The sequence below is a fragment of the Phreatobacter sp. genome, assembly GCF_016793595.1.
Lineage (GTDB): Bacteria > Pseudomonadota > Alphaproteobacteria > Rhizobiales > Phreatobacteraceae > Phreatobacter.
Map to the genome: position 1 here is coordinate 658391 of NZ_JAEULY010000004.1, position 20360 is coordinate 678750.

The 20360-nt window shown below is 68.2% G+C and carries 18 protein-coding genes; 3 read left to right on the top strand and 15 right to left on the bottom strand.

Annotated features, from left to right (window positions below; all coding sequences use genetic code 11):
- Nucleotides 1-59 precede the first annotated feature (59 nt).
- The 5 genes from JNK84_RS07260 to JNK84_RS07280 all read right to left on the bottom strand — a co-directional run bounded on the left by JNK84_RS07260 (nt 60) and on the right by JNK84_RS07280 (nt 6077).
- Nucleotides 60-1694, bottom strand: coding sequence for an ABC transporter ATP-binding protein (locus JNK84_RS07260; protein ID WP_293422173.1), 1635 nt, complete (start codon nt 1692-1694; stop codon nt 60-62).
- Entirely contained in the window at nt 1691-2521 is an 831-nt protein-coding gene (locus JNK84_RS07265) for an ABC transporter permease (RefSeq protein WP_293422176.1), read from the bottom strand. The genes JNK84_RS07260 and JNK84_RS07265 overlap by 4 nt, the downstream gene beginning before the upstream one ends.
- 3 nt (nt 2522-2524) lie before the next feature.
- Nucleotides 2525-3502: an ABC transporter permease gene (locus tag JNK84_RS07270; RefSeq protein ID WP_293422179.1), complete on the bottom strand. Its 978-nt coding sequence runs from the start codon at nt 3500-3502 to the stop codon at nt 2525-2527.
- Nucleotides 3503-3532: 30 nt separating this feature from the next.
- Nucleotides 3533-5134, bottom strand: coding sequence for an ABC transporter substrate-binding protein (locus JNK84_RS07275; RefSeq protein WP_293422183.1), 1602 nt, complete (start codon nt 5132-5134; stop codon nt 3533-3535).
- Between the two features lie 94 nt (nt 5135-5228).
- The gene (locus JNK84_RS07280) at nt 5229-6077 is read right to left on the bottom strand and encodes a VOC family protein (protein ID WP_293422186.1); all 849 of its coding nucleotides are present in this window, start codon (nt 6075-6077) and stop codon (nt 5229-5231) included.
- A gap of 353 nt (nt 6078-6430) precedes the next feature.
- Between JNK84_RS07280 and JNK84_RS07285 the strand changes: the two genes are divergently transcribed.
- From JNK84_RS07285 to JNK84_RS07295, 3 genes are read left to right on the top strand one after another with little or no spacing between them, the layout of a single operon-like run.
- Entirely contained in the window at nt 6431-7759 is a 1329-nt protein-coding gene (locus JNK84_RS07285; RefSeq protein WP_293422189.1) for an NAD(P)/FAD-dependent oxidoreductase, read from the top strand.
- 3 nt (nt 7760-7762) lie between these two features.
- Nucleotides 7763-8278 (top strand): cupin domain-containing protein, encoded by a 516-nt coding sequence (locus JNK84_RS07290; protein ID WP_293422192.1) that lies wholly within the window; start codon nt 7763-7765, stop codon nt 8276-8278.
- Nucleotides 8275-8589: an NIPSNAP family protein gene (locus tag JNK84_RS07295; protein ID WP_293422195.1), complete on the top strand. Its 315-nt coding sequence runs from the start codon at nt 8275-8277 to the stop codon at nt 8587-8589. The genes JNK84_RS07290 and JNK84_RS07295 overlap by 4 nt, the downstream gene beginning before the upstream one ends.
- Nucleotides 8590-8697: 108 nt before the next feature.
- Here the strand turns inward: JNK84_RS07295 and JNK84_RS07300 are convergent, their stop codons facing one another.
- The 10 genes from JNK84_RS07300 to JNK84_RS07345 all read right to left on the bottom strand — a co-directional run bounded on the left by JNK84_RS07300 (nt 8698) and on the right by JNK84_RS07345 (nt 20360).
- On the bottom strand, nt 8698-9678 hold the full coding sequence (locus tag JNK84_RS07300; protein WP_293422198.1) for an aldo/keto reductase: 981 nt from the start codon (nt 9676-9678) through the stop codon (nt 8698-8700).
- An 83-nt stretch (nt 9679-9761) separates the two neighbouring features.
- Entirely contained in the window at nt 9762-11039 is a 1278-nt protein-coding gene (locus JNK84_RS07305; RefSeq protein WP_293422201.1) for a DUF3422 family protein, read from the bottom strand.
- Between the two features lie 75 nt (nt 11040-11114).
- Nucleotides 11115-12746: an alkaline phosphatase family protein gene (locus tag JNK84_RS07310; RefSeq protein ID WP_293422204.1), complete on the bottom strand. Its 1632-nt coding sequence runs from the start codon at nt 12744-12746 to the stop codon at nt 11115-11117.
- Nucleotides 12747-12759: 13 nt separating this feature from the next.
- Nucleotides 12760-13716, bottom strand: a complete 957-nt coding sequence (locus tag JNK84_RS07315) for a Bug family tripartite tricarboxylate transporter substrate binding protein (protein ID WP_293422207.1) — start codon at nt 13714-13716, stop codon at nt 12760-12762.
- 205 nt (nt 13717-13921) lie between these two features.
- Nucleotides 13922-15568, bottom strand: coding sequence for a thiamine pyrophosphate-dependent enzyme (locus JNK84_RS07320; RefSeq protein WP_293422210.1), 1647 nt, complete (start codon nt 15566-15568; stop codon nt 13922-13924).
- A 90-nt stretch (nt 15569-15658) separates the two neighbouring features.
- Nucleotides 15659-16582 (bottom strand): oxygen-dependent coproporphyrinogen oxidase, encoded by a 924-nt coding sequence (gene hemF / locus JNK84_RS07325; protein ID WP_293422213.1) that lies wholly within the window; start codon nt 16580-16582, stop codon nt 15659-15661.
- A gap of 63 nt (nt 16583-16645) precedes the next feature.
- Nucleotides 16646-17542 carry an aminoglycoside phosphotransferase family protein gene (locus tag JNK84_RS07330; protein WP_293422216.1) on the bottom strand — a complete coding sequence of 299 codons (897 nt, stop codon included), beginning with the start codon at nt 17540-17542 and terminating at the stop codon, nt 16646-16648.
- Nucleotides 17543-17651: 109 nt separating this feature from the next.
- On the bottom strand, nt 17652-18272 hold the full coding sequence (locus JNK84_RS07335; RefSeq protein ID WP_293422219.1) for an SCO family protein: 621 nt from the start codon (nt 18270-18272) through the stop codon (nt 17652-17654).
- A gap of 7 nt (nt 18273-18279) precedes the next feature.
- Nucleotides 18280-19257: a DUF1775 domain-containing protein gene (locus JNK84_RS07340; protein ID WP_293422222.1), complete on the bottom strand. Its 978-nt coding sequence runs from the start codon at nt 19255-19257 to the stop codon at nt 18280-18282.
- Nucleotides 19258-19271: 14 nt separating this feature from the next.
- Nucleotides 19272-20360 (bottom strand): TonB family protein, encoded by a 1089-nt coding sequence (locus JNK84_RS07345; protein WP_293422225.1) that lies wholly within the window; start codon nt 20358-20360, stop codon nt 19272-19274.

Sequence of the window (20360 nt, forward strand, 5' to 3'; positions counted from 1 at the left end):
TTCCGGTTGGCGCTATATCACCCGAGGTATAGCGCTAAACGTCGCCGGCCGTCAGTAGCCTAGATGGCGACCGCCTCGCGCTTCACGCCGAACTCGCGGCCGGGGATCGAGGCGAGCAGCGCCTGCGTATAGGGATGCTGCGGATCGCCGAAGACCTTGCCGATGGGGCCGGCCTCGACCACCTCGCCGTTTTTCATCACCGCGACGAGGTCGCAGACCTGCGCGGCCACCCGGAGATCGTGGGTGATGAAGACGATGGAGAGGCCCAGCCGCTGGCGCAGCTCCGCGAGGAGCCGCAGCACCTGCGCCTGAACCGAGACGTCGAGGGCGGAGACCGCCTCGTCCGCCACCAGCACTTCCGGCTGGAGCGCGAGCGCGCGCGCGAGGCCGATGCGCTGGCGCTGACCGCCGGAGAACTCGTGCGGATAGCGGTCTGTCGCGGCGGGATCGAGCCCGACAAGGGCGAACAGTTCCTTGGCCTTGGCCAGCGCCTCGGCGCGATCCATGCCGTGAACGATGGGACCCTGCGCCACCAGTTCGCCGGCCTTTCGGCGCGGATTGAGCGAGGCGAAGGGGTCCTGGAAGACCATCTGGATATGGCGGGTCGCCCGCCGCATCTCCTCGCGCGAGAGCTTGGCGAGGTCGCGGCCGCTGAGGTTGATGACGCCGGTATCCGGGTCGATCAGGCGGACGATGCAGCGCGCCAGCGTCGACTTGCCGGAGCCCGACTCGCCGACGATGCCGATCGTGCCGCCCTTCGGCAACGACAGAGTCACGTCCTTCACGGCATGGGTGACGCGCACGCCGCGGCCGAGGAAGCCGCCGGTGCGGAAGGTCTTGGACACATGCTCGACGGCGAGGATCGTCTCGCCCGAGAGGGGGCGCGGCGGCGGCGCCTTCAGCGGCGGCACGGCCGCGATGAGCTGCTTGGTATAGGGATGCTGCGGATCGTCGAGGATCTGCTCGGCCGGCCCCTGCTCCACCACGAGGCCGTGCTGCATCACAGCGACGCGATCGGCGATCTCGGCGACGACGCCGAAATCGTGGGTGATGAACAGGACCGCCGTGCCCTTGCGCGCCTGAAGGTCGCGGATCAGCGCGAGAATCTGCGCCTGCGTCGTCACGTCGAGCGCCGTGGTCGGCTCGTCGGCGATCAGCACCTTCGGATCGAGGGCGAGCGCCATGGCGATCATGGCGCGCTGGCGCTGGCCGCCGGAGAGTTCGTGCGGATAAGCGCGCGCGGCAAGCTTCGGGTCCGGAATGCGGACCTCCTCCAGCAGCGAGAGAACCCGCTCGGTGATGGCCGCGCCCTTGAGCTTGGTGTGGATGGCGAACATCTCGCCGATCTGGTCGCCGATGGTGCGCAGCGGATTGAGCGCCGTCATCGGCTCCTGGAAGATCATGGCGATGCCGGCACCGCGGACGTCGCGCATCTCGGCTTCGGTCAGCCGCGTCAGGTCGCGCCCGTCGAACAGAACCTTGCCGCCGTCGATCTCCACGCCGCCCGGCAGCAGCCGCATGATGGCATTCGCGGTCATCGACTTGCCGGAGCCGCTCTCGCCGACGACGCAGAGGATCTCGTTCGACGAGATCGCCAGCGACACATCCTTCATGGCGTGCGGGCGGTCGGCGCCCGCAGGCAGGCGGACGCTCAGGGCATCGAGCGTCAGGACAGCGGGGGATGCTTCGGTCATCGGCCCTTCAGCCTCGGGTTGAGGGCGTCGTTCAGGCCCTGGCCCACCAGCGAGACGGCGAGCACGGTGACGAGGATGGCGATGCCGGGAATGGCAGAGACGTACCACTGCACGCGCAGCACATCGCGGCCGAGGCCGATCAGGTTGCCCCAGGAGGCGACGTTCGGATCGGACAGACGCAGGAAGGCGAGCGCGCTTTCGAGCAGGATCGACACGGCCATGACCACGCTTGCGTAGACGATGACCGGCGGCAGGGCATTGGGCAGGATTTCGCCGAAGATCAGCTTCATGTCCTTGAGGCCGAGCGTGCGCCCCGCCTGCACGAATTCGCGGCTGCGCAGCGACAGGAATTCCGCGCGCGTCAGGCGCGCCGGCGCCGGCCATGAGACGATGCCGATGGCGATGATGACCGTCGTGATGTTGGAGCCGAACACCGCGACGAGCACCAGCAGCAGCAGGAAGTTCGGCAGCGTCTGGAAGGCCTCGGTGATGCGCATCAGCACGTTGTCGACCCAGCCGCCGTAATAGCCGGAGACCGCGCCGATCACGATGCCGATGACCACGGCGATGACCGTCGCCACTCCGCCGATCAGGAGCGAGATGCGCGCGCCGTAGAATATCTGCGCGGCGATGTCGCGGCCCGAATTGTCAGTGCCGAGGGGAAAGCGCGGATTGGCGAAGGGCCAGACCAGCGGCCGGCCGGCCAGCGCCAGCGGATCGCGCGGAAAGAACCAGCCGGCGCTGATCGCCATGGCGACGACGCAGAGCAGCAGGAACAGGCCGATGACGGCGGGCGGCGAGCGGAAATAGGCGCGAACGAAAGCCACCGTTCAGCCCTCCGACTTGATGCGGGGGTCGAGCCGCGCATAGACGAGGTCGACGATGAAATTGACGGCGATCACGAGCAGCGCCGAGACGAAGATGATGCCGAGCAGGGTGTTGAGGTCGCGCTGCACGACGCTCTCGTAGGCGAGACGCCCCAGCCCCGGCAGCGAGAACACGCTCTCCACCACCACCGAGCCGCCGAGCATGGTGCCGGCCTGAAGGCCGATCAGCGTCACCATCGGCAGCAGGGCATTGCGCAGCACATGCCGGACGACGACGCGCGTCTCGTCCAGCCCCTTGGCGCGGGCGGTGCGGACGAAGTCGAGCGTCAGCACCTCCAGCATGGAGGCGCGCATGATGCGCAGGTAGATAGCGAGGAAGATCAGGCCCAGCGTCAGCGTCGGCAGAACGAGATGCCGCGCCGTATCCAGCACCAGCCAGATGCCCTCCTTGACCTGCGTGATGTCGCTTAAGCCCCCCGCCGGCAGCCATTGCAGGTAGATGGAGAAGACGACGATCGCCATCAGCCCGAACCAGAACGAGGGCGTCGCGTAGAAGATCAGGCCGAGCGTCGAGATCAGCGTGTCCGGCCAGCGGTTGACGCCGCGCGCGGCGATCACGCCGAAGACGATGCCGAAAAAGAAGGCGAAGGAGAGCGACGCCGTCATCAAAAGGATGGTCGCCGGCAGGCGCTCGGCAATGACGGTCGCCACGGGCTTGCCGTAGATGGCCGAGAAGCCGAGATCGAAGCGGATGAGCCGCCAGAGATAATTGCCGAGCTGGGCCGTCACCGAGAGGTCGAGGCCGTAGAAACGGCGCAGGTCCTCGGCGGTGCGGGCGTCGCCGCCGCCCATCTGCGCCATCATGGCGTCCACCGTGTCGCCGGGCGCGAGCTGGAGCAGCAGGAAGACGCCGACCAGGATCAGGATCAGCGTCGGGATCGAGGCGGCCAGTCGCCGCCCCGCGAGTCTCAGGATATGCATGGCTTCAGGCCGCCCGTGACATTCGTGCCGTCACTCGGCCAACCAAAGATCGTGCCAGGAGGTGGAGCCCCAGCGCGGCGTGTTCGAATGGTTGCGCGCCTTGGAGGTGATGACCGTGACGAAGATCTGCTCGATCGGCATCCAGATCATCAGCTCGCCATTGGCGCGCTTGACGAAGTCGCCATAGAGCGCCTTGCGCTTGGCCGCATCGACCTCGGTCGCCGCGTCGTCGATGATCTTGTCGAGGGTCGCGTCGGCGACACCCCACTGGTTGGTCCAGGGCGCGCCGACCGGCTGGCCGGAACGGTACCAGACCGTCGTCGAGACAGCGGGGTCGTTGCGGTACTGGTGCCAGCCCGTCGCCAGGTCGAAAGCGTGGTCCGCATAGACCGATTTCAGGAAGCCGCCGCCATCGTTGCGGACGATCTCGACCCTGACGCCGACCTCGCCCAGCGACTGCTGGATGAAGGTTGCCCAAAGCGAGATGTCCTCGCCCCACGGCGCCGGCAGGAGACGCAGCGTCAGGCGCGTGCCGCCGGCGCCGGGGCGCAGCCCCGCCTCGTCGAGCAGCTTGATGGCCTTGGCCTTGTCATAGGGATATTGCGGCGTGTTGGCGCCCGGATAGAAATCGGTCGAGACCGACGGGATCGGACCGGTGCCGATCTTGGCGAAGTCGCCAAGGAAGTTCTCGATGAAGAACGGCACGTTGATCGCGTGGGCGAGTGCCTGACGGACCTTGATGTCGGCCAGTTCCTTGCGCCGGAAGTTGAACTCCAGCGTGTTGGTGCGGGCATTGCCCTCGTTGCCCTTGGTCGAGACGACGAAGCGCGGGTCCTTGCCGAGGCGCGCCATGTCGGAAATCGTCAGGCCCGAGAACGGCGAGTAGTGCAGCTGGCCGGCCTCCATCTGCGCGGCGGCGGCGGCGCGGTCGGTGATGACGCGCCAGACGATGCGGTCGAGATGGGCGGGTCCGCGCCAGTAGCCGTCGTGACGTTCAGCGATGACGTGCTGACCGCGCTCGTAGCTGACGAATTTGAACGGGCCGGTGCCGACCGGGGCGAGGTTCACCGGGTTCTGGCGGATGTCGCCCTTGCCCTCATAGAGGTGGCGCGGCGAGATGTAGCCGAGGTCGGGCAGCGCGCGCAGGAGCAGGTTCAGCGGCATGGGCCGCTCGTAGCGGAAGATCGCGGTATGCGGATCCGGCGTGTCGACGGCGGTCAGGAACAGCTGCAGCGTGGAGCCGTAGTTGAGGATCTTCTTCCACATCTCCATGGCGGTGAACTGCACGTCCGCCGAGGTGAAGGGCTTGCCGTCGTGCCAGGTTACGCCCTGACGCAGCTTGAAGGTGATGGCCTTGCCGTCGGGCGTCGATTCCCAGCTCGTCGCCAGCACGCCGACCGGGTTGCCGGCGGCGTCCAGATCGACCAGCGGCTCCTGGATCTTGCCGCCGATGATGTAGACGCCGGTCGAGGCCTGGAGGCTCGGATTGAGCTGGCGCTGCTCGGCGCCGTAGTGGACCACGAAGACGCCGCCCTTGCGCGGTGCCTGCTGGGCGAAAGCACGGAACGGATCGACGACATTGGCGGCGATCGCCGCCGAAGTCATGAGCGCGGCGCGGCGGGTGAAGTCCATGGCAGGGGCTCCTGGCGAATAGGCTTGGAATGTACGATGCGGAACGGGGAAATCCCCGTCAATCATGCGAATGCTCGAAAAGCGGGCGCGCCCGTCAGTTGGGCACGAAGCTCACGATGACGCCATTGACGACCTTCGCGGGCACGCTGACCTGCTCCTCGCCATGGGCGACGCCGCCGGAGGCAGCCTTGGCCTTGGCAAGATCGGCCGTGCCGAGCACGAGCGCGACAGCGCCTTCCGAAGCCGCGCCGTCGCGGACGGCGGCGGGATAGGCCTTCTCGAATTGCGCCTGATCGTAGAACAGGAAATCGGCGCGCTTGCCGCCCGAGGGCACGCGCCAGCCGTCCGGCGTCTGAACAGCCGGCTCGTCGATCAGGCCGGCCATCTTCTGCGCGGAGCCCTTCGGATCGGCGGAGAGGACCTCGATGCGGACGATGCGCTTCGCCTCGTTGGCGTGCTTCTGGATCTCCGGAATCCACACCGTCTCGCGGGTCAGGTGCTGACAGGCGAAGATGCGCATGCCACCGGGGTTCTGGTCGAGCGGCCAGCGGAAGACGTTGAACCTGGCCTCGCCCGTCGAGCCGTTCGGCAGGTCGACCGGACGGCCGAAATGGACGGGGCCGAGCGGCTCCAGCCCACGCGCCTTGAGCTCGGCGGCGCCGCCGGCGGCGTCGTCCGTGGTGAAAGCGGTGCGCTCGATACCCTCCCGCCTGGCGAGGAAGTCGCGCGTCGGCTTGTTCTGATCGGTCTCGGTGAGGACGCCGAGCAGCTCCAGATAGTCGTCGCCGAACATGGTCGTGTAATTGCCGGTGCCGAGCAGCGGCGAATGCGTGCCGCGCGGCGACATGGTGAAGCCGATGCGGCCCCAGGCCTTCGCAGCCGCATCCAGATCACGCACCGTGACCACCACGTGGTCGACGCCCAGAATATGCTTCAGCGGCATGTAACGCCCCTACCCTTCACGAACCAGCGATCCCGAGTTCAGCCCAAGCCGCCGTCCAACGCAACGCGCCCAGACCGGCATTTCCGCCGTAGGGCTGCTGCGCTGCACTCATAGCTCGCAGGAGACGAAATTTCCAATACACCGAAAGAAATATAGGACAAAAAGAATGTACATTCTACAACAGGCAATACAAACAGAATATTTTATCTCATATGCCGGACTAATGCAGTGAAATGAGAATGCCCACGAAAACCGCCGTGCGACCTCTGCACGAACGCGGCTTGTCGCCCTCGCGCAGCCCCGCTTTCATGGGCGCCGAACCGGATCATGACACATCCACCGGGAAAGTCTCCATGACACAGACATCGTCCGCACCCTGGCCGCCCTCGCTCTGGGCAGCAACCGCCCCGCCCGGGCCCGTGCTGCAGCCGGTCAGCGGTGACGAGACGGCGGATGTCGTGGTCATCGGTGCGGGCTTCACGGGACTGTCGACCGCCATCCACCTGCGCGAGATGGGCGTGGGCGTGACCGTGGTGGAGGCCGTCGAACCCGGCTGGGGTGCCTCCGGACGCAATAACGGGCAGGTGATCCCGACCCTCGCCGGCCACGATCCCTCCGGCATGACCGCCCGCCACGGAGAAGCCGGCGAGCGATTCAACGCGGTGCTGCGCGACAGCGCGCAATATCTCTTCGAGACCGTGCGGAAATACGACATCCCGGCGGAGGCCGAGCAGGCCGGCTGGGTGCAGCCGGTCCACTCACCCGGTCGGTTCAAGATCGCGGAAAAGCGCGTGCGCGAATGGTCGGCGATCGGCGCGCCGGTCGAACTGCTCGACCGCGCCGCCACCGCGAAGATGCTGGGCTCCGACGCCTGGTTCGGCGGCTTCTGGAACCCGACCGGCGGACATATCAACCCGCTCGCGCTCGCGCGCGGGCTCGCGCACGCGGCGCTGCGTCTCGGCGCCGTCATCCGTTCGCGTTCGCCGGTGCAGTCCTATGCGCGCGTCGGCGACAACTGGGTGGTGAAGACCGACAAGGGCACGGTGACGGCCAGGGCGCTGGTGCTGGCCACCAACGCCTATACCGGCGAGTTCAGCGACGGGCTCAACCGCGACATCGCCCGCGAGGTGATTCCGGTCCTGTCATGGCAGATGGCGACGCGACCGATCAGCGACAACATCGCCAAGACGATCATCCCCGACCGGCAGGCCATGTCCGACACCCATCGCGAGCTCTATTTCGCCCGCTGGGACGCTCGCAACCGCCTCGTGACCGGCGGCGCGGCCATGGTGCCGGGGCGCGACGGCGACAACCTGCGCCCGCAACTCGCCGCACGGCTGAAGAAGCTCTGGCCCCAGCTCGGCGACATCGAATTCGACTTCGTCTGGTCTGGTTATGTCGGCATGACGCCCGATAGCCTTTTGAAGCCGCAGGTGGCCGGTTTCCCGCGCTTCCACCGGCTCGGTCCGAACGGCTATGCCTGGGCGGGCTGCAACGGCCGCGCGGTCGCGCTCTCGGTCTCGCTCGGGCGGGAACTGGCGAAGATCACGCAAGGCACGCCGGACAGCGAACTCGGCCTGCCATTCTCCGAGCCGACGCCCCAGCCGCTGCAGCCGATCATCCGCCGGATCGCGCCGTTCGCCCTGCCGCTGTACCGGCATCTGGACGCACGGGAGATCTAGACCATGAGCGGTTCGAATCAGGCCGAGGTAAAGGTCATCGGTCCCGAGGACAGCGCTTCCTACTGGCAGCCGGTGCCCGCCAACGGCTTCGTCCGCTGCATCCTCAACCCCGGCACCGTGAAATCGGAAAACCGTTTCGCCATGGGCACCCAGACGGTTGCCCCCGGCTGCCATATCCGCGAGCACACGCATGACCGGCACGAGGAGGTGATCCACGTCACCTCCGGCCGTGGCTTTGCGCGGGTCGACGGAATTAATCAGCCGATGGAACCGGGCTCGACGGTGTTCATCGGCCGGGACCGCAAGCACGGCTTCGTCAATCCGGGGCCGGAGCCGATGAGCTTCGTGTGGTTCCTGATGCCAGGCGGGCTGGAGGATTTCTTCGCCGCCATCGGGCGCGAGCGCAAACCCGGCGAGCCCGCGCCGGAACCGTTCCCGCGCCCCGCCGATGTCGAGGCGATCGAGAAGCGCACGGTGTTCGGCTGGGCCGACCAATCTCACGGCAAGGACAAGCGATGATCGTCGAGGAGCGCGACTACCGCATCAAGGCAGGCCACCTCGCCGAATTCGTCGGGCTCTACGAGGAGCACGGCCTCGCCATCCAGAAGGAGATGCTCGGCACCTTCCACGGCTATTTCACGTCGGAGACGGCTGAGCTCAACCACGTCGTCGCCTGGTGGTCCTACGAGAGCCTCGACGACCGGCTCGCCCGCCGCGACCGGATGATGGCCGACCCGCGCTGGCAGGATTATCTGGCGAAGGTGAAGGGGCTGGTCGAAACGCAGCACGTGCGGTTTCTCCGGCCGACGCGGTTTTCGCCGCTAAAGTGAGGCATGGAATGCGTCGAGGGCCGGGCTTGTCCCGGCCATCGACGTCTTGAACAGGCTTTCCGAGAAGGTCGTCGATACCCGGCACGAGGCCGGGCATGACGTTGCGGCCTATTTGAACCCCGTCACCGTGTGCGGCGCGTAGGGCGCCTCCAGCTCCGCGATTTCCTCCGCCGTCAGCTTCACCGACAGCGCCGCGACGGCATCGTCGAGATGGCCCATCTTGGTCGCCCCGACGATCGGCGCTGTGATGACCGGTTTCGACAGCACCCAGGCGAGCGCGACCTGTGCGCGCGGAATGCCGCGTGCTTTCGCCACCTTCGCCACGGCTTCCACCACCCTGCGGTCCGCATCGGCCGTGTTGGCGTAGAGCGTCTTGCCGAACTCGTCCGTCTCCGAGCGGGCGCTGGTCTCGTCCCAGTCGCGGGTCAGGCGTCCGCGCGCCAGCGGGCTCCACGGGATGACGCCGATTCCCTCTTCACGGCAGAGCGGCAGCATTTCGCGCTCCTCCTCGCGGTAGAGCAGGTTGACGTAGTTCTGCATGGTGACGAAGCGCGTCCAGCCATTGGCCTCCGACGTCTTCAGCATCTTCATGAACTGCCAGGCGTGCATCGACGAGGCACCGATGTAGCGGGCCTTGCCGGCCTTCACGATGTCGTGGAGCGCCTCCAGCGTCTCCTCGATAGGCGTTGAATAATCGAACCGGTGAATCTGGTAGAGGTCGACATAGTCGGTGCCGAGCCGGCGCAGCGACTGGTCGATCTCGGTCATGATCGCCTTGCGCGACAGGCCCATGCCGTTCGGCCCCGGGCGCATGCGGTTGAACACCTTGGTCGCGATGACGAGATCCTCGCGCCTGCCGAAATCCTTCAGCGCCCTGCCGACGATCTCCTCGCTGGAGCCGATGGAATAGACATTGGCCGTGTCGAAGAAATTGATGCCGAGATCGAGCGCCCGCCTGATGAAGGGGCGGCTCTCCTCTTCGCCCATGGACCAGGGATGGGTGCCCTTGTCGGGCGCGCCATAGGTCATGCAGCCGAGGCAGAGGCGCGAGACGTCGAGGCCGGTGCGGCCAAGCTTCACATAGTCCATGGCGAAATCTCCGGATGCGCGGTCAGGCTAGCGGATCGCAACCGGGCGCGGAACCGCGCCGCCCGGATCGCCCCCATGCGCGCTCAATGCTCGCCGTGGGAGCGGCGGATGCGGCGAACCACCATGGCCATGGCGATCACCACGAAGGGCAGAACCGCCGCGGTCGCGACTGTCGGCTCGAACGGCAGGAAGCCGGCATCCTTGCCGCCCTTGAACAGGTAGCCGAGAAGGCCGAGGACATAATAGGACACCGCCGCGATGGAGAGCCCCTCCACCGTCTGCTGTAGCCGGAGCTGCAGGCGCGCGCGGTCCGACATGGTCTGGAGCAGCGTGCGGTTCTGCTCCTCGAGCGCGATGTCGACGCGGGTGCGGAGCAGGTTGGCGGCGCGGGCGAGTTTTTGCGACAGTTCGGCCTGACGGTCGGCCATGGTCTGGCAGGTCCGCATCGCCGGCGCGAAGCGGCGGTCGAGAAAGGCGACCCAGGTCGAGTGCCCCTCGACGGGGATCTCGCCGATGACCGCGAGCCGCGAGCGCACCAGCGCCTCATAGGCGCGCGTGGCGCCGAAGCGGAAGCTGGACAGCGCCGCCTCGGCCTCCAGCTCCGCTGCCTGCGCCACGAGCGTATCGAGAAGCGCCGCATTGCTTTCGAGGCCGGTCGCCGTCTTCATGCGCTGCGCGACAGCCACCAGTTCCCTTTCGATACGGCCGATGACCGGCGCCATGCGCTGCGCCTCCGGCAAGCCCAGCAGGGCGAAGCAGCGATAGGTCTCCACCTCCAGCAGGCGCTGGATCAGGGAGCCGGCCGCCACCGGCGTGAGGCTGCGGTCAACGACAAGGATGCGGGTGAAACCGCGCGCGTCCTGCCGGAAATCCGTGGCGATCAGCGCCGTCTCGTCCTTCAGCGCCGAGATGCAGAGCGAAGCAGGATCGAACAGGTCGTGCCAGCCGGGCGGCAGATCGGCGGCCCTGACCAGCGCGAGGTCGATCGCCACCAGCAGCGGGCCCGGCGGATCGATCGAGACGCCGACCGGCGACGGTTCCGCAAGCGGCCAGTGGAAAGGGTCGCCGCCCGGCGCCGGCACGTCCCAGCCATAGGTCGAGAACTCGCTGTGGCGCTCCCACCGCAGGTGCGACGTCGGGAATGCCGCGCGATGGAAGTTCGCGCCGTCCTCGGGGCGTGCCGCGCCCGTGGCCTCGCACCAGCGGGCGAGCGCGGCCCGCTCGGCCGCCGCCGGCCGCTCGGCGGTCGAGAAGGCGAGATGTAGGACACGGCGCGGCGCATCAACCAGCTGGAAGGGCCGGGCGTGCAGTTCGTCCAGCACCTGGCGCCTCAGCGGATGAGGGGCGAGATCGTGGCTCACGTCTGTAGCGTCCTGATCGACATCGTGGCCATGGAGCCCCGGCGCGGCCGTCTTGGCAAGACCGGGGTTGGCCGGTCACTCGATGCCGTAGGCCTTCTTCGCCTTGACCACTTCCTGTTCGTCCCAGTAGCCGATGAGTATGCCGCCCTTGAGCTGCCGCGCGGGGCCGTAGGTCTCGATCTGCTCATCCGAGAAGGTGATGCGGTTGTGGTCGGCGAGCGCCCAGCGGAGCAGGTGCTCCTTCATGCGCAACCGGTCGGCCTCGAAATCGGCGTCGTCGCCGAGGTCGCGGTACTCGTTCGGGTCGGTTTCCAGATCCCACAACATGGGGCGGAAACCCGGTGCGTGGACATATTTGAACCGGCCGTCGAAGACCATGAACAGCCGGCATTCGTCGGGTTTTCGACCGAGGGCGCGGCGGGAATCCAGCATGGAATAGTCGTATTCGGAGATCGCGACCTCGCGCCAGCCGAGCGGCTTCTCGCCAGCGAGAAGGGCCTTAAGCGAGCGTCCCTCGACGATGTGGCGCGGCACGGCGCCGCCGAAATGCTCGATGAAGGTCGGGGCGAGGTCGATGGCCTCGACCAGCGCGTCGGACACCGTGCCGCGCGTGGCGTCGGCCTCCTTCGACGGGTCGGCCACGATCAGCGGCACCTTCACGGAGACCTCGTGGAACAGGTCCTTCTCGCCGAGCCAGTGATCGCCGAGATAGTCGCCGTGGTCGGAGGTGAAGACGATCATGGTCTTGTCGGTCAGCCCCTCCTCGTCGAGGAACTTGAACAGGTGCCCAAGCTGGTCGTCGATCTGCTTGATCAGGCCCATATAGGCGGGGATGACGCGGCGGCGGACATCCTCCCGCGAGAAATTGCGGGAAACGCGCATGTCCATGAAGGCGCCATAGACGGGGTGCGGGTTCTGCCGCTCGCCGTCCGAACGGATCGCCGGCTGGACGTCAGCCTCCGAATACATGTCGTGGTAGGGCGCCGGCGCGATATAGGGCCAGTGCGGCTTGATGTAGGAGAGATGCAGGCACCAGGGCCGGCCGTCGTCCTTTGCCTCGCGGATGAAATCCATGGCCCGGCGGGTCATGTAGGGTGTCTCGGAATGCTCCTCCGGGACGTTGGCCTCCTTGTCGGCATGGGCGAGCAGCCAGCCGTTCTGCTTCTCGCCATCGGGGCCGACGCCGGAATTCGCCCGGTCCTCCCAGGGATTGCGCGCGGGGAAGCCCTGCTCCTCGAGATACTTGTCATAGGCCGGGCGCGGCCCGCCGGGCCTCAAGGGATGCAGGCCGTCGTCGCGCTCATAGGGCTCGAAGCCGCATTGCGCGGCCTCCACGCCGATCACCGAGCCCTTGGGGATTCCCAGCCGTTCCATGCCCTCGTCGTCGGCGGTCATGTGGGTCTTGCCGACGAGCACATTGCGCACGCCGAGGGCCTTCAGATGCTGGCCCAGCGTCGGCTCGCCGATGCGCAGCGGCATGTTGTTCCAGTTGGAGCCGTGGGAGCGCATGTAGCGGCCGGTATAGGTGCTCATGCGCGAGGGCCCGCAGACCGGCGACTGCACGTAGGCGCGGGTGAAACGCACGCCGCGCGCCGCCAGCGCGTCGATGTTCGGTGTCTTCAGCGTCGGATGGCCGTAGCAGCTCAGGTAGTCGAACCTCAGCTGGTCGCACATGATGAAGAGGACGTTCCTGTCGGCATGCGGCATGAGGCGGGCTCTTTCAGCTCGGCTTGAAGCCGGAGGCGCGGACGGCCGGCGTCCAGGCCTCGTGATCGGCCTTCTGGATGGACGCCAGTTCCTCCGGCGTCGAGCCGGTCGGCACCATGGAGAGACCCAGCACTTTCGCCTTCACGGCCGGAGCACGCATCGCCGCCATGACGGCCTGGCTGACCTTGCCGATCATGTCGGCAGGCGCGCCGGCCTTGGTGTAGAGCGCGTACCAGGCGCCGCCGACGATGGGCACGCCTGCCTCCGTGAAGGTCGGCACGTCGGGCAGGAAGGGTGAGCGCTCGCGGCCCGAGACAGCCAGCACGCGGATACGGCCCGCCTTGGCGAGTTCCGTGACGTCGGAGGTGGTGGTCATCACCATGGGCACCTGCCCGGCGACGAGGTCGGTCAGCGCCGGCGCAGAGCCGCGATAGGGCGCGTGCTGCATGGCGATACCGATCTTCTCGCCCATCAGCGCGCCGAAGAAGTGCGGCAGGTTGCCGACGCCGGGCGAACCGTAGGTCGCGCGGCGCGGGTCGGCCTTCATCCACGGCACCAGTTCGGCCAGCGTCTTCACCGGCGTCTCCGGATTGACCGCCAGCGCGAAATCAAAGGTGGTGACGAGGCTGATCGGGGCCAGATCCTTGAACGGATCGTAGGGAAGCTGTGGGAAGACGATCGGGTGGATGATGACCGGCGCGACCGGCGTCAGCAGCAGGGTGCGCCCGTCCGGGGGCGCGTTGATCACCGCCTGCGTGCCGATCTGGCCTCCCGCGCCGGGGCGCGCCTCGACAATGGCCGTCTCGTTCAGCGCACGGCCAACCTCGTCGGCGACGATGCGCGTCAGGCCGTCGCCGGCTCCGCCGGCGGCGAAGGGAAAGACGAAGCGCAAGGGACCGGACTGGGCGCGCGAGGCGCCGACAATGAGCGGCGCGAGTGCCGCGCCCGCGATGACCTGCCTGCGGTCCATGCCCATCCTCCCGCTCCGCCGTTGAAGACGACGCTAGTCAACGGTCACCCGGGCTACAAGCGGCTATGGCGGAAGGTGCCCGCGCAGATCGGGTAGGACGGAGAGCCGATCCGTGGGTAAGGGGGACTCACACAGCTCCTCCCCCTCGCGAGCGACGACAGAATAATGCACGAGGGACCGACGCGCAGCCCCTCGCCAACCGAAGTCAATACGCCTTCACCGGATGGATGAACGGCCAGGGGGCTGCTTCCGAACCGCGCGCTACCTTCACTTCGATCAGTGCCGGTACGCCTTTGGCAACAGCGGCAGCGAGAACCGGCCTCAGCTCCTGCGGCGAAGACACCCGGAACCCGTCAAGGCCGAAAGCTTTGGCCAGGGCGAGAAAGTCCGGATTGACGAGATCCGCGCCGATCAGGCGATTGCCATAGCGCTGCTCCTGGTCGCGCCGGACATTGCCGTAGGCTTCGTTGTTGAACACCACGGTTACAAGGCCGATGCCGTATTGAACGGCCGTCGCCAGTTCCTGCACGCCGAACAGGAAGCCGCCATCGCCGATGATGGAGACGACCGGCTTGTCGGGATGGGCGACCTTGACGCCCAGCGCCGTCGGGAAGCCGTAGCCGAGCGTGCCCTGAAAGCCGGTCGAGACATAGGTGTAGGGCTTGCGGACGGGGTAGCCGAAATAGCTGGCGAACCCGGCCTGGCAGAGCTCCTCGACCAGCAGGCCGTCCGGGGGCAGCACGCCACGGATCACGTCGAGATAGTCCATCTCGGGCTGCACCACGCGGATGGCCCCGGCCGCATCGGTGCGTGCCTTCTCGATAGCGGCCCAGTTGTCCGGCGCGCGGTGGCCGGCGAGCGCCGCGACAAGCGCCGAAACGCCATCGGCGCTGTCGGCGACGATGCCGGCATCGGCCTCAAGCCGGATCATCTCCTGCGGATCGATATCGATGCGGATCAGCTTCCTGCCACCGTCGAGGCGGGTCATCACCGCCATCATGTTGCCCCAGCGCATGGTCGGCATTTCCAAGCGCGTGCCGATGCCGATGACGAGGTCGCACTGCTCGTAGAGCCGGAACGCGGCGTAGGAGGAAAGCCCCCAGGGCCCGGCCTCGTCGGTCACGCCGCGGCCGCCGCGGAAGGCCGCCACCGGCGCGCCGATCAATTCCGCGAGGCCGGTGATTTCCGCACTCGCATGCTGTGCGCCGGAGCCGGTCATGATGATGGGGCATCGCGCCGAGCGGATGAGGCGGGCAGCCTCGGCGACGACGGAAGGGTCAGGGTTCGGCGCCTTGTCGAGGACCGCCTCCTGCGCCTCCGGCACGTCCTCGGACGAGGCCATCGTGTCCCAGGCCATTTCGAGCGCCACGGGGCCGGGCCGGCCGGACTGCGCCTGCCGGAAGGCTTCCGCGACGAGGGCCGGGGCATCGGCCGGCCGCTCGATCCGCTCGGCCCATTTGACAAGGCTTTTCAGCGTGCCCAGCTGGTCCGCGATCTCGTGCAGGTGGCCGCGCCTCCGGCCGATGAAGGCGGAGGGAATCTGCCCCGTCAGGCAGACCATGGGCGTGTTGCATCCCCAGCCAGTGGCGAGCGCCGCCGTGGTGTTCAGGAGCCCCGGCCCCGGCACGACCGAATAGACGCCGACCTTGCCCGTCGAACGGCCGTAGCCGAAAGCCATGTAGCCGCAGGCCTGCTCATGCCGCGCGCCCACCGTGCGGATGCTGTCGGCGTTCTGCGCCAGCGCATCGAACAGCGGATACATCTGCGCGCCCGGCAGACCGAACACGGTGTCGACGCCGTTGGCGATCAGGCCGGAGACGATGGCTTCGCCTCCCGTCATCAGGCGCGTCATCCAATCCTCCGCCGGTCACCGCCGCCGGAGCGGCACGCCCATACAATTAACGTGTTAAATTAGACCCGGCAAGCGCCGGCCCGCCGCCGGTCACGGCCACTTCACCACTGGCGGCATGGAGGACAGGATGCTCTCGACATTGCCGCCGGTCTTCAGCCCGAAAACCGTCCCGCGGTCGTAAAGCAGGTTGAACTCGACATAGCGGCCGCGACGCACGAGTTGCTCTTCGCGATCCGCCTCGCTCCAGGCCTCGCCGAAATTGCGACGCACGAGATCGGGATAGACGATGGCGAAGGCGCGCCCGACATCCTGCGTGAAGGCGAAGTCCTCGTCGCGGCTGCCGGAATCCAGATAGTCGAAGAAGATGCCGCCGACGCCGCGCGGTTCGTTGCGGTGTTTCAGGAAGAAGTAGTCGTCGCACCAGGCCTTGTAGCGGGCGTGATCGGCGACGCGGTGGCGGTCGCAGGCCGCCTGCATGGCCGCGTGGAAGGCGACGGTGTCGGCATCGTTCTGCGTCCTGCGCCGGTCGAGAACCGGGGTCAGGTCCGCGCCACCGCCGAACCAGGCGCGCGTGGTGACCACCATGCGCGTGTTCATGTGGACGGCGGGAACATTGGGGTTCACGGGATGGGCGATCAGCGAGATGCCGGTCGCGAAGAAGCGCGGGTCGTCGGAGGCTCCGGGGATCTGCGCGCGGAACTCGGGCGCGAACTCGCCATGCACGGTCGAGCAATGGACGCCGACCTTCTCGAAGACGCGGCCAGCCATCATGCTCATCACACCGCCACCACCCGCAACGCCGGAATGGTCGGTGCGCTTCCACGGCTTGCGCACGAAGCGGCCGGCCGGCTTGTCATGCCCCGGCAGACCCGGCGGCAGATCGTTCTCCAGTGCCTCGAATCTGGCGCAGATATCGTCGCGCAACGCCTCGAACCAGAGGCGCGAGGCCGCCTTGCGGGCGTCGAGGTCCGGCGGCAGCGGCGATGGGTCGGGGCGCGGGGCGTTTACGGTCATGCCAGCGGGTCTAGACCCGCAGCCGCGAGCCTTCAAGTTGCCCCTGCCGGAGGATGATCCAGGTCAAGCCCTGTCGAGTTCGGCAGCTGCCGCTTCGGCGACGGCGAGCGGCAACCTCGCTCCGGCCTCGTCATGGTCCTGGACATACCAGGCGGCAGACAGGCCGGCATAGGCCATGATCCACATCAGCAGCCGTCTGCGGTCGAGACCGCCGGCTTCGGCGACCACGTCCACCCGCCACGCCAGCCGGCCGGGCGTGATCGGGATATCAGTGCCTTCGGGGTTGCAGAAGATGTTGGCGTAGTCAAAGCCGCGCTCGCCGACGAGGGCGTGGGGGTCGATGGCGAGCCAGCCGCGAGGTCCGCCGTCGAGGACATTGTCATGGTGCAGATCGCCGTGCAGCACCGTGATGTCCTGCGGAGTCGTCAGCAGCCGGCGCGCCACCTCCGCCGAACGGGCGAGGATACCGCCTCGGCTATCCGCCGCCGGCCAGAGATCAGCCAGCCACTGCTCGATCGGCACCAGCATGTGCGGCGGCGTGCCGCGCGGCGCGTGAAGACGCGCGAGCGCGTCGCAAAGGATGCGTGTCGCCTCCTCGTCGCCGGCTTCTCCGCCGCGCGCCATGGCGTTGAGCGAGCGGGGGCCGGCAAGGCGCTCCATGACCAGCACGCCGTCGTCGTGAGCCAGAACCCGCGCCGCCCCGTCGCCGTCCCACCAGACCATCAGGCGGCAGGCGCGCTGTTCCTGCTGCGCAAGGGCGATCTTCAGCATCGCGGCCTCGTCGCCATGACGAACCGGCAGAAGGCGGCTGGAATGAGTCTGGAACGGCTCCCCGTCCGGCGTCAGCTTCCAGCGCGTCAGATAGGGCTCGAAATCACCCGGCATGAGATGGGAGACGGCGCGCGGTCGCCGCCGGTCGGCAAGCACCACGATGGTTTCGGTCGTTCTGCCTGCCGCCATCGACGCGTTTCTCCGCTCTCGGGCTTCAGATCTGCGGCGATGACATGGTGGCCTCGCGCCGTCCGCGCAACGGCAGGCGCCGACACGCTCGCGAGGCTGCTGCCACCTTTCAGCTACCGGCGAGCCGCCGCATCTTGGCGAGCGCCGCCTCGTTGTCCTCGTGGTGATCGATCGTGCCGGCGAAACGCCCGGCTGAGTCCACCATGAACACCGAGGCCGTGTGGTCCATCGTGTAGCCGCCGTCCTCGAGCGGCACCCGGCGGGCGATCACGCGATAGGCGGCGGAGGCCGCCTCGACCTCGGCGCGGCTGCCGGTCAGTCCGACGATGCGCGGATCGAACGACCCGAGATAGAGCGCCATCTGCGCGGCCGTGTCGCGCTCGGGATCGACGGTGACGAACAGCGCCTGAAGCTTCGCGCCCTCTTCCCCAAGCGCCGCGAGCCGCGTGGTCATCTCGAACAGCGCGGTCGGGCAGACGTCCGGGCAATGGGTGAAGCCGAAGAAGACCAGCATGGGACGGCCGGCAAAGTCCTTCTCGGATACCCGTCTGCCACGGTGGTCGATCAGGCTGAACGGCCCGCCGATCTGCGGCATGGCGCGCGGCAGGGACGTCACTTCCTGCGCCACGGTCGGGCCATCGACGCGCCACCAGCCGATGCCCAGCGCCACCGACAGGAAGAGCAGGACGGCGATGCCCGCCCACGCGGCAATCCGGACTGCACGCAGCATGGCGACCTCAGTGGTGGCTGTGGTCATCGCCGCCGGGCGCTGCCCGCCCGCCGATCGAACCGATGCGGAAGTTCAGCTCGACAGTGCCGGCGCGCTCGAAGGTCAGCGTCACCTTGACGGTCTGGCCCTCCGCCAGTGGCCGGCGCAGCCCCACGAACATCAGGTGATAGCCGCCCGGCTTGAGCTCCACCGTCGCCCCGGGCGAGATCTCGAGACCGCCTCCGAGACCGCGCATGGTCATGACGCCGTTCACCGTCGCCATTTCATGGACCTCGACGCGCTCCGCGAAATCAGCGCTGCCGCCGGTCAGCCGGTCGGGCTGGGCGCCGCGGTTCGTCACGGCGAGGTAGCCACCGGCGACGCGCGCGCCGCCGGGCGTCGCCCGCGACCAGGGTTGCGCGACGACGATGTCGCCCTTCGTCACGGATGCGGCCGCGCCATGACCTGCACCCTGCGCCGGCCTCTCGCCGGACGCCGCAAGAACGCGAAGCGCCGGGGCGGGCCGTTCCAGCCGCGCCGTGCTGCCTGCCTCACGCACCTGATCCCAGCGCGCCTCGCCGCTGGCGCAGGTCTGTACCACAGGGAAATGCACCTGACCGGCGCCCGCCAGGGACGCATCGACCTGCGCGACGAAGACGAACTCGTCATAGCGATCGTCTGCCAGCGAGCCGCCGGTCCAGGCGATCTCCTTGACGCCCTCGCGCAGTTCCCTGCCGTGGCTCTGGTAGCCGCGCGCATAGGGGCCGCTGACGGTTGCCAGCTGCCAGCCGGGCTTCGGCTGCGGCTTCACGGAAACCACGCCTTCGGGAATGGTCACGCGAATGCCGGTGGTGGGCGACGAGCCGCAGCCATGCGGCACGGTCAGCACAGCCTTGTAGCTGCGGCCGGCCGTCGCTTCGCGGTTCTCCAGTGTGACGTGGGCGACGGCGGCGGAGCCCAGAAGCGGCGCGGTGGCCAGCGCGATGACGATACGGGGGAGGTTCATGACGGGGCCTCGTTTCAACGAAAGGAAATGGGGACGGTGAGCGGCATGACCGCCGGGCCGAACTCGGCCGGCAGTGGCGGGAAGGGCGCGGCGCGGCGCACCAGCGCCGTGGCGGCCTGGTCGAGCGCGCCATTGCCGGAAGAGCGCACGAGCCCGATGCCGGTGGCGGCACCGGCGCGGGTGATCGCGAAACGCACCATGGCGACGCCCCGCTCGCCGTTGCCGGGCAGCTTGGCGCGATGAAGCTGCGCCGTGACACGGGCGAGGTAGCTCGGCGGCGGCGTGGCCGTGCGCTGCGTCTGGCTCGCCATCACGCCCCGCCCCTCCGATGCGGCGGACGGTGGCGCCGACGCCTGCCGCCGTGGCGGCTGCGGCCTCGGCTCCTGCCGCTCGGCTTCGCGCCGGGGTGGCGGCGGGCGGCGCTGCTGCGGCCCGGATCGCCGGGCCTGCAGCGGCAACTGCGCCGCGACGGGCGGCGGCGGCTCCACCTGCGGGCGTGCGGGCGGGGTTAGTTCGGCGGGCAAGGCCATGTCGATATCGGGGGGCGGATCGATCATCACCTGCGCGGGCGCGACGGCCGCGACCTGTCGCTCGGCGGGAGGCTCCACAGGGGGGGCCTCCGTGGCGAGCGGTTCGGGCGGGATGAGTTCCGGCGGCAGCGGCATCTCGGCCATGGGCGGCGGGTCGATCTGGACATCCGGCGCCTCCGTCGCGGGCGTTTCCGGCGCGGCTGCGGCCGGTGGCGGCGAGGCTTCCGGTTCCACCAGTTCGACCTCGACCGCCGGCAATTCGGTTTGCGGCAGCGTGGGCGCCGTGAAGGCGACGAAGGCCGCGAGAAGCGCGCCATGCAGGAAGGTGGACAGCACGGCAGCCGCCGGTGCGAGGACGCGCCCGCGCGGCAGGGTGACGAGGGGCGACGCCTGCGGCACGACCTCGAATTCCGGCGCGCCCGCATGATCGATCGCGGCCTGAACGACGATCTCCGGCGCGGCGGCAACGACGGCCTCCCCCAGCCCCGGCCGAAACGCGAACAGGGCACGCAGAGCCGCGTCGCCATCCGGCAACGGGCTTGCGGTCTCTGTTCGGATGCCGTCGAGGAGCAT

Coding starts and splice junctions, on each gene's coding strand:
- JNK84_RS07275 (WP_293422183.1), bottom strand. CDS start 5,134: ATGGACTTCACCCGCCGCGCCGCGCTCATGACTTCGGCGGCGATCGCC.
- JNK84_RS07280 (WP_293422186.1), bottom strand. CDS start 6,077: ATGCCGCTGAAGCATATTCTGGGCGTCGACCACGTGGTGGTCACGGTG.
- JNK84_RS07295 (WP_293422195.1), top strand. CDS start 8,275: ATGATCGTCGAGGAGCGCGACTACCGCATCAAGGCAGGCCACCTCGCC.
- JNK84_RS07335 (WP_293422219.1), bottom strand. CDS start 18,272: ATGCTGCGTGCAGTCCGGATTGCCGCGTGGGCGGGCATCGCCGTCCTG.
- JNK84_RS07300 (WP_293422198.1), bottom strand. CDS start 9,678: ATGGACTATGTGAAGCTTGGCCGCACCGGCCTCGACGTCTCGCGCCTC.
- JNK84_RS07315 (WP_293422207.1), bottom strand. CDS start 13,716: ATGGACCGCAGGCAGGTCATCGCGGGCGCGGCACTCGCGCCGCTCATT.
- JNK84_RS07340 (WP_293422222.1), bottom strand. CDS start 19,257: ATGAACCTCCCCCGTATCGTCATCGCGCTGGCCACCGCGCCGCTTCTG.
- JNK84_RS07330 (WP_293422216.1), bottom strand. CDS start 17,542: ATGGCGGCAGGCAGAACGACCGAAACCATCGTGGTGCTTGCCGACCGG.
- JNK84_RS07270 (WP_293422179.1), bottom strand. CDS start 3,502: ATGCATATCCTGAGACTCGCGGGGCGGCGACTGGCCGCCTCGATCCCG.
- JNK84_RS07320 (WP_293422210.1), bottom strand. CDS start 15,568: ATGACGCGCCTGATGACGGGAGGCGAAGCCATCGTCTCCGGCCTGATC.
- JNK84_RS07345 (WP_293422225.1), bottom strand. CDS start 20,360: ATGCTCCTCGACGGCATCCGAACAGAGACCGCAAGCCCGTTGCCGGAT.
- hemF (WP_293422213.1), bottom strand. CDS start 16,582: ATGACCGTAAACGCCCCGCGCCCCGACCCATCGCCGCTGCCGCCGGAC.
- JNK84_RS07285 (WP_293422189.1), top strand. CDS start 6,431: ATGACACAGACATCGTCCGCACCCTGGCCGCCCTCGCTCTGGGCAGCA.
- JNK84_RS07310 (WP_293422204.1), bottom strand. CDS start 12,746: ATGCCGCATGCCGACAGGAACGTCCTCTTCATCATGTGCGACCAGCTG.
- JNK84_RS07260 (WP_293422173.1), bottom strand. CDS start 1,694: ATGACCGAAGCATCCCCCGCTGTCCTGACGCTCGATGCCCTGAGCGTC.
- JNK84_RS07290 (WP_293422192.1), top strand. CDS start 7,763: ATGAGCGGTTCGAATCAGGCCGAGGTAAAGGTCATCGGTCCCGAGGAC.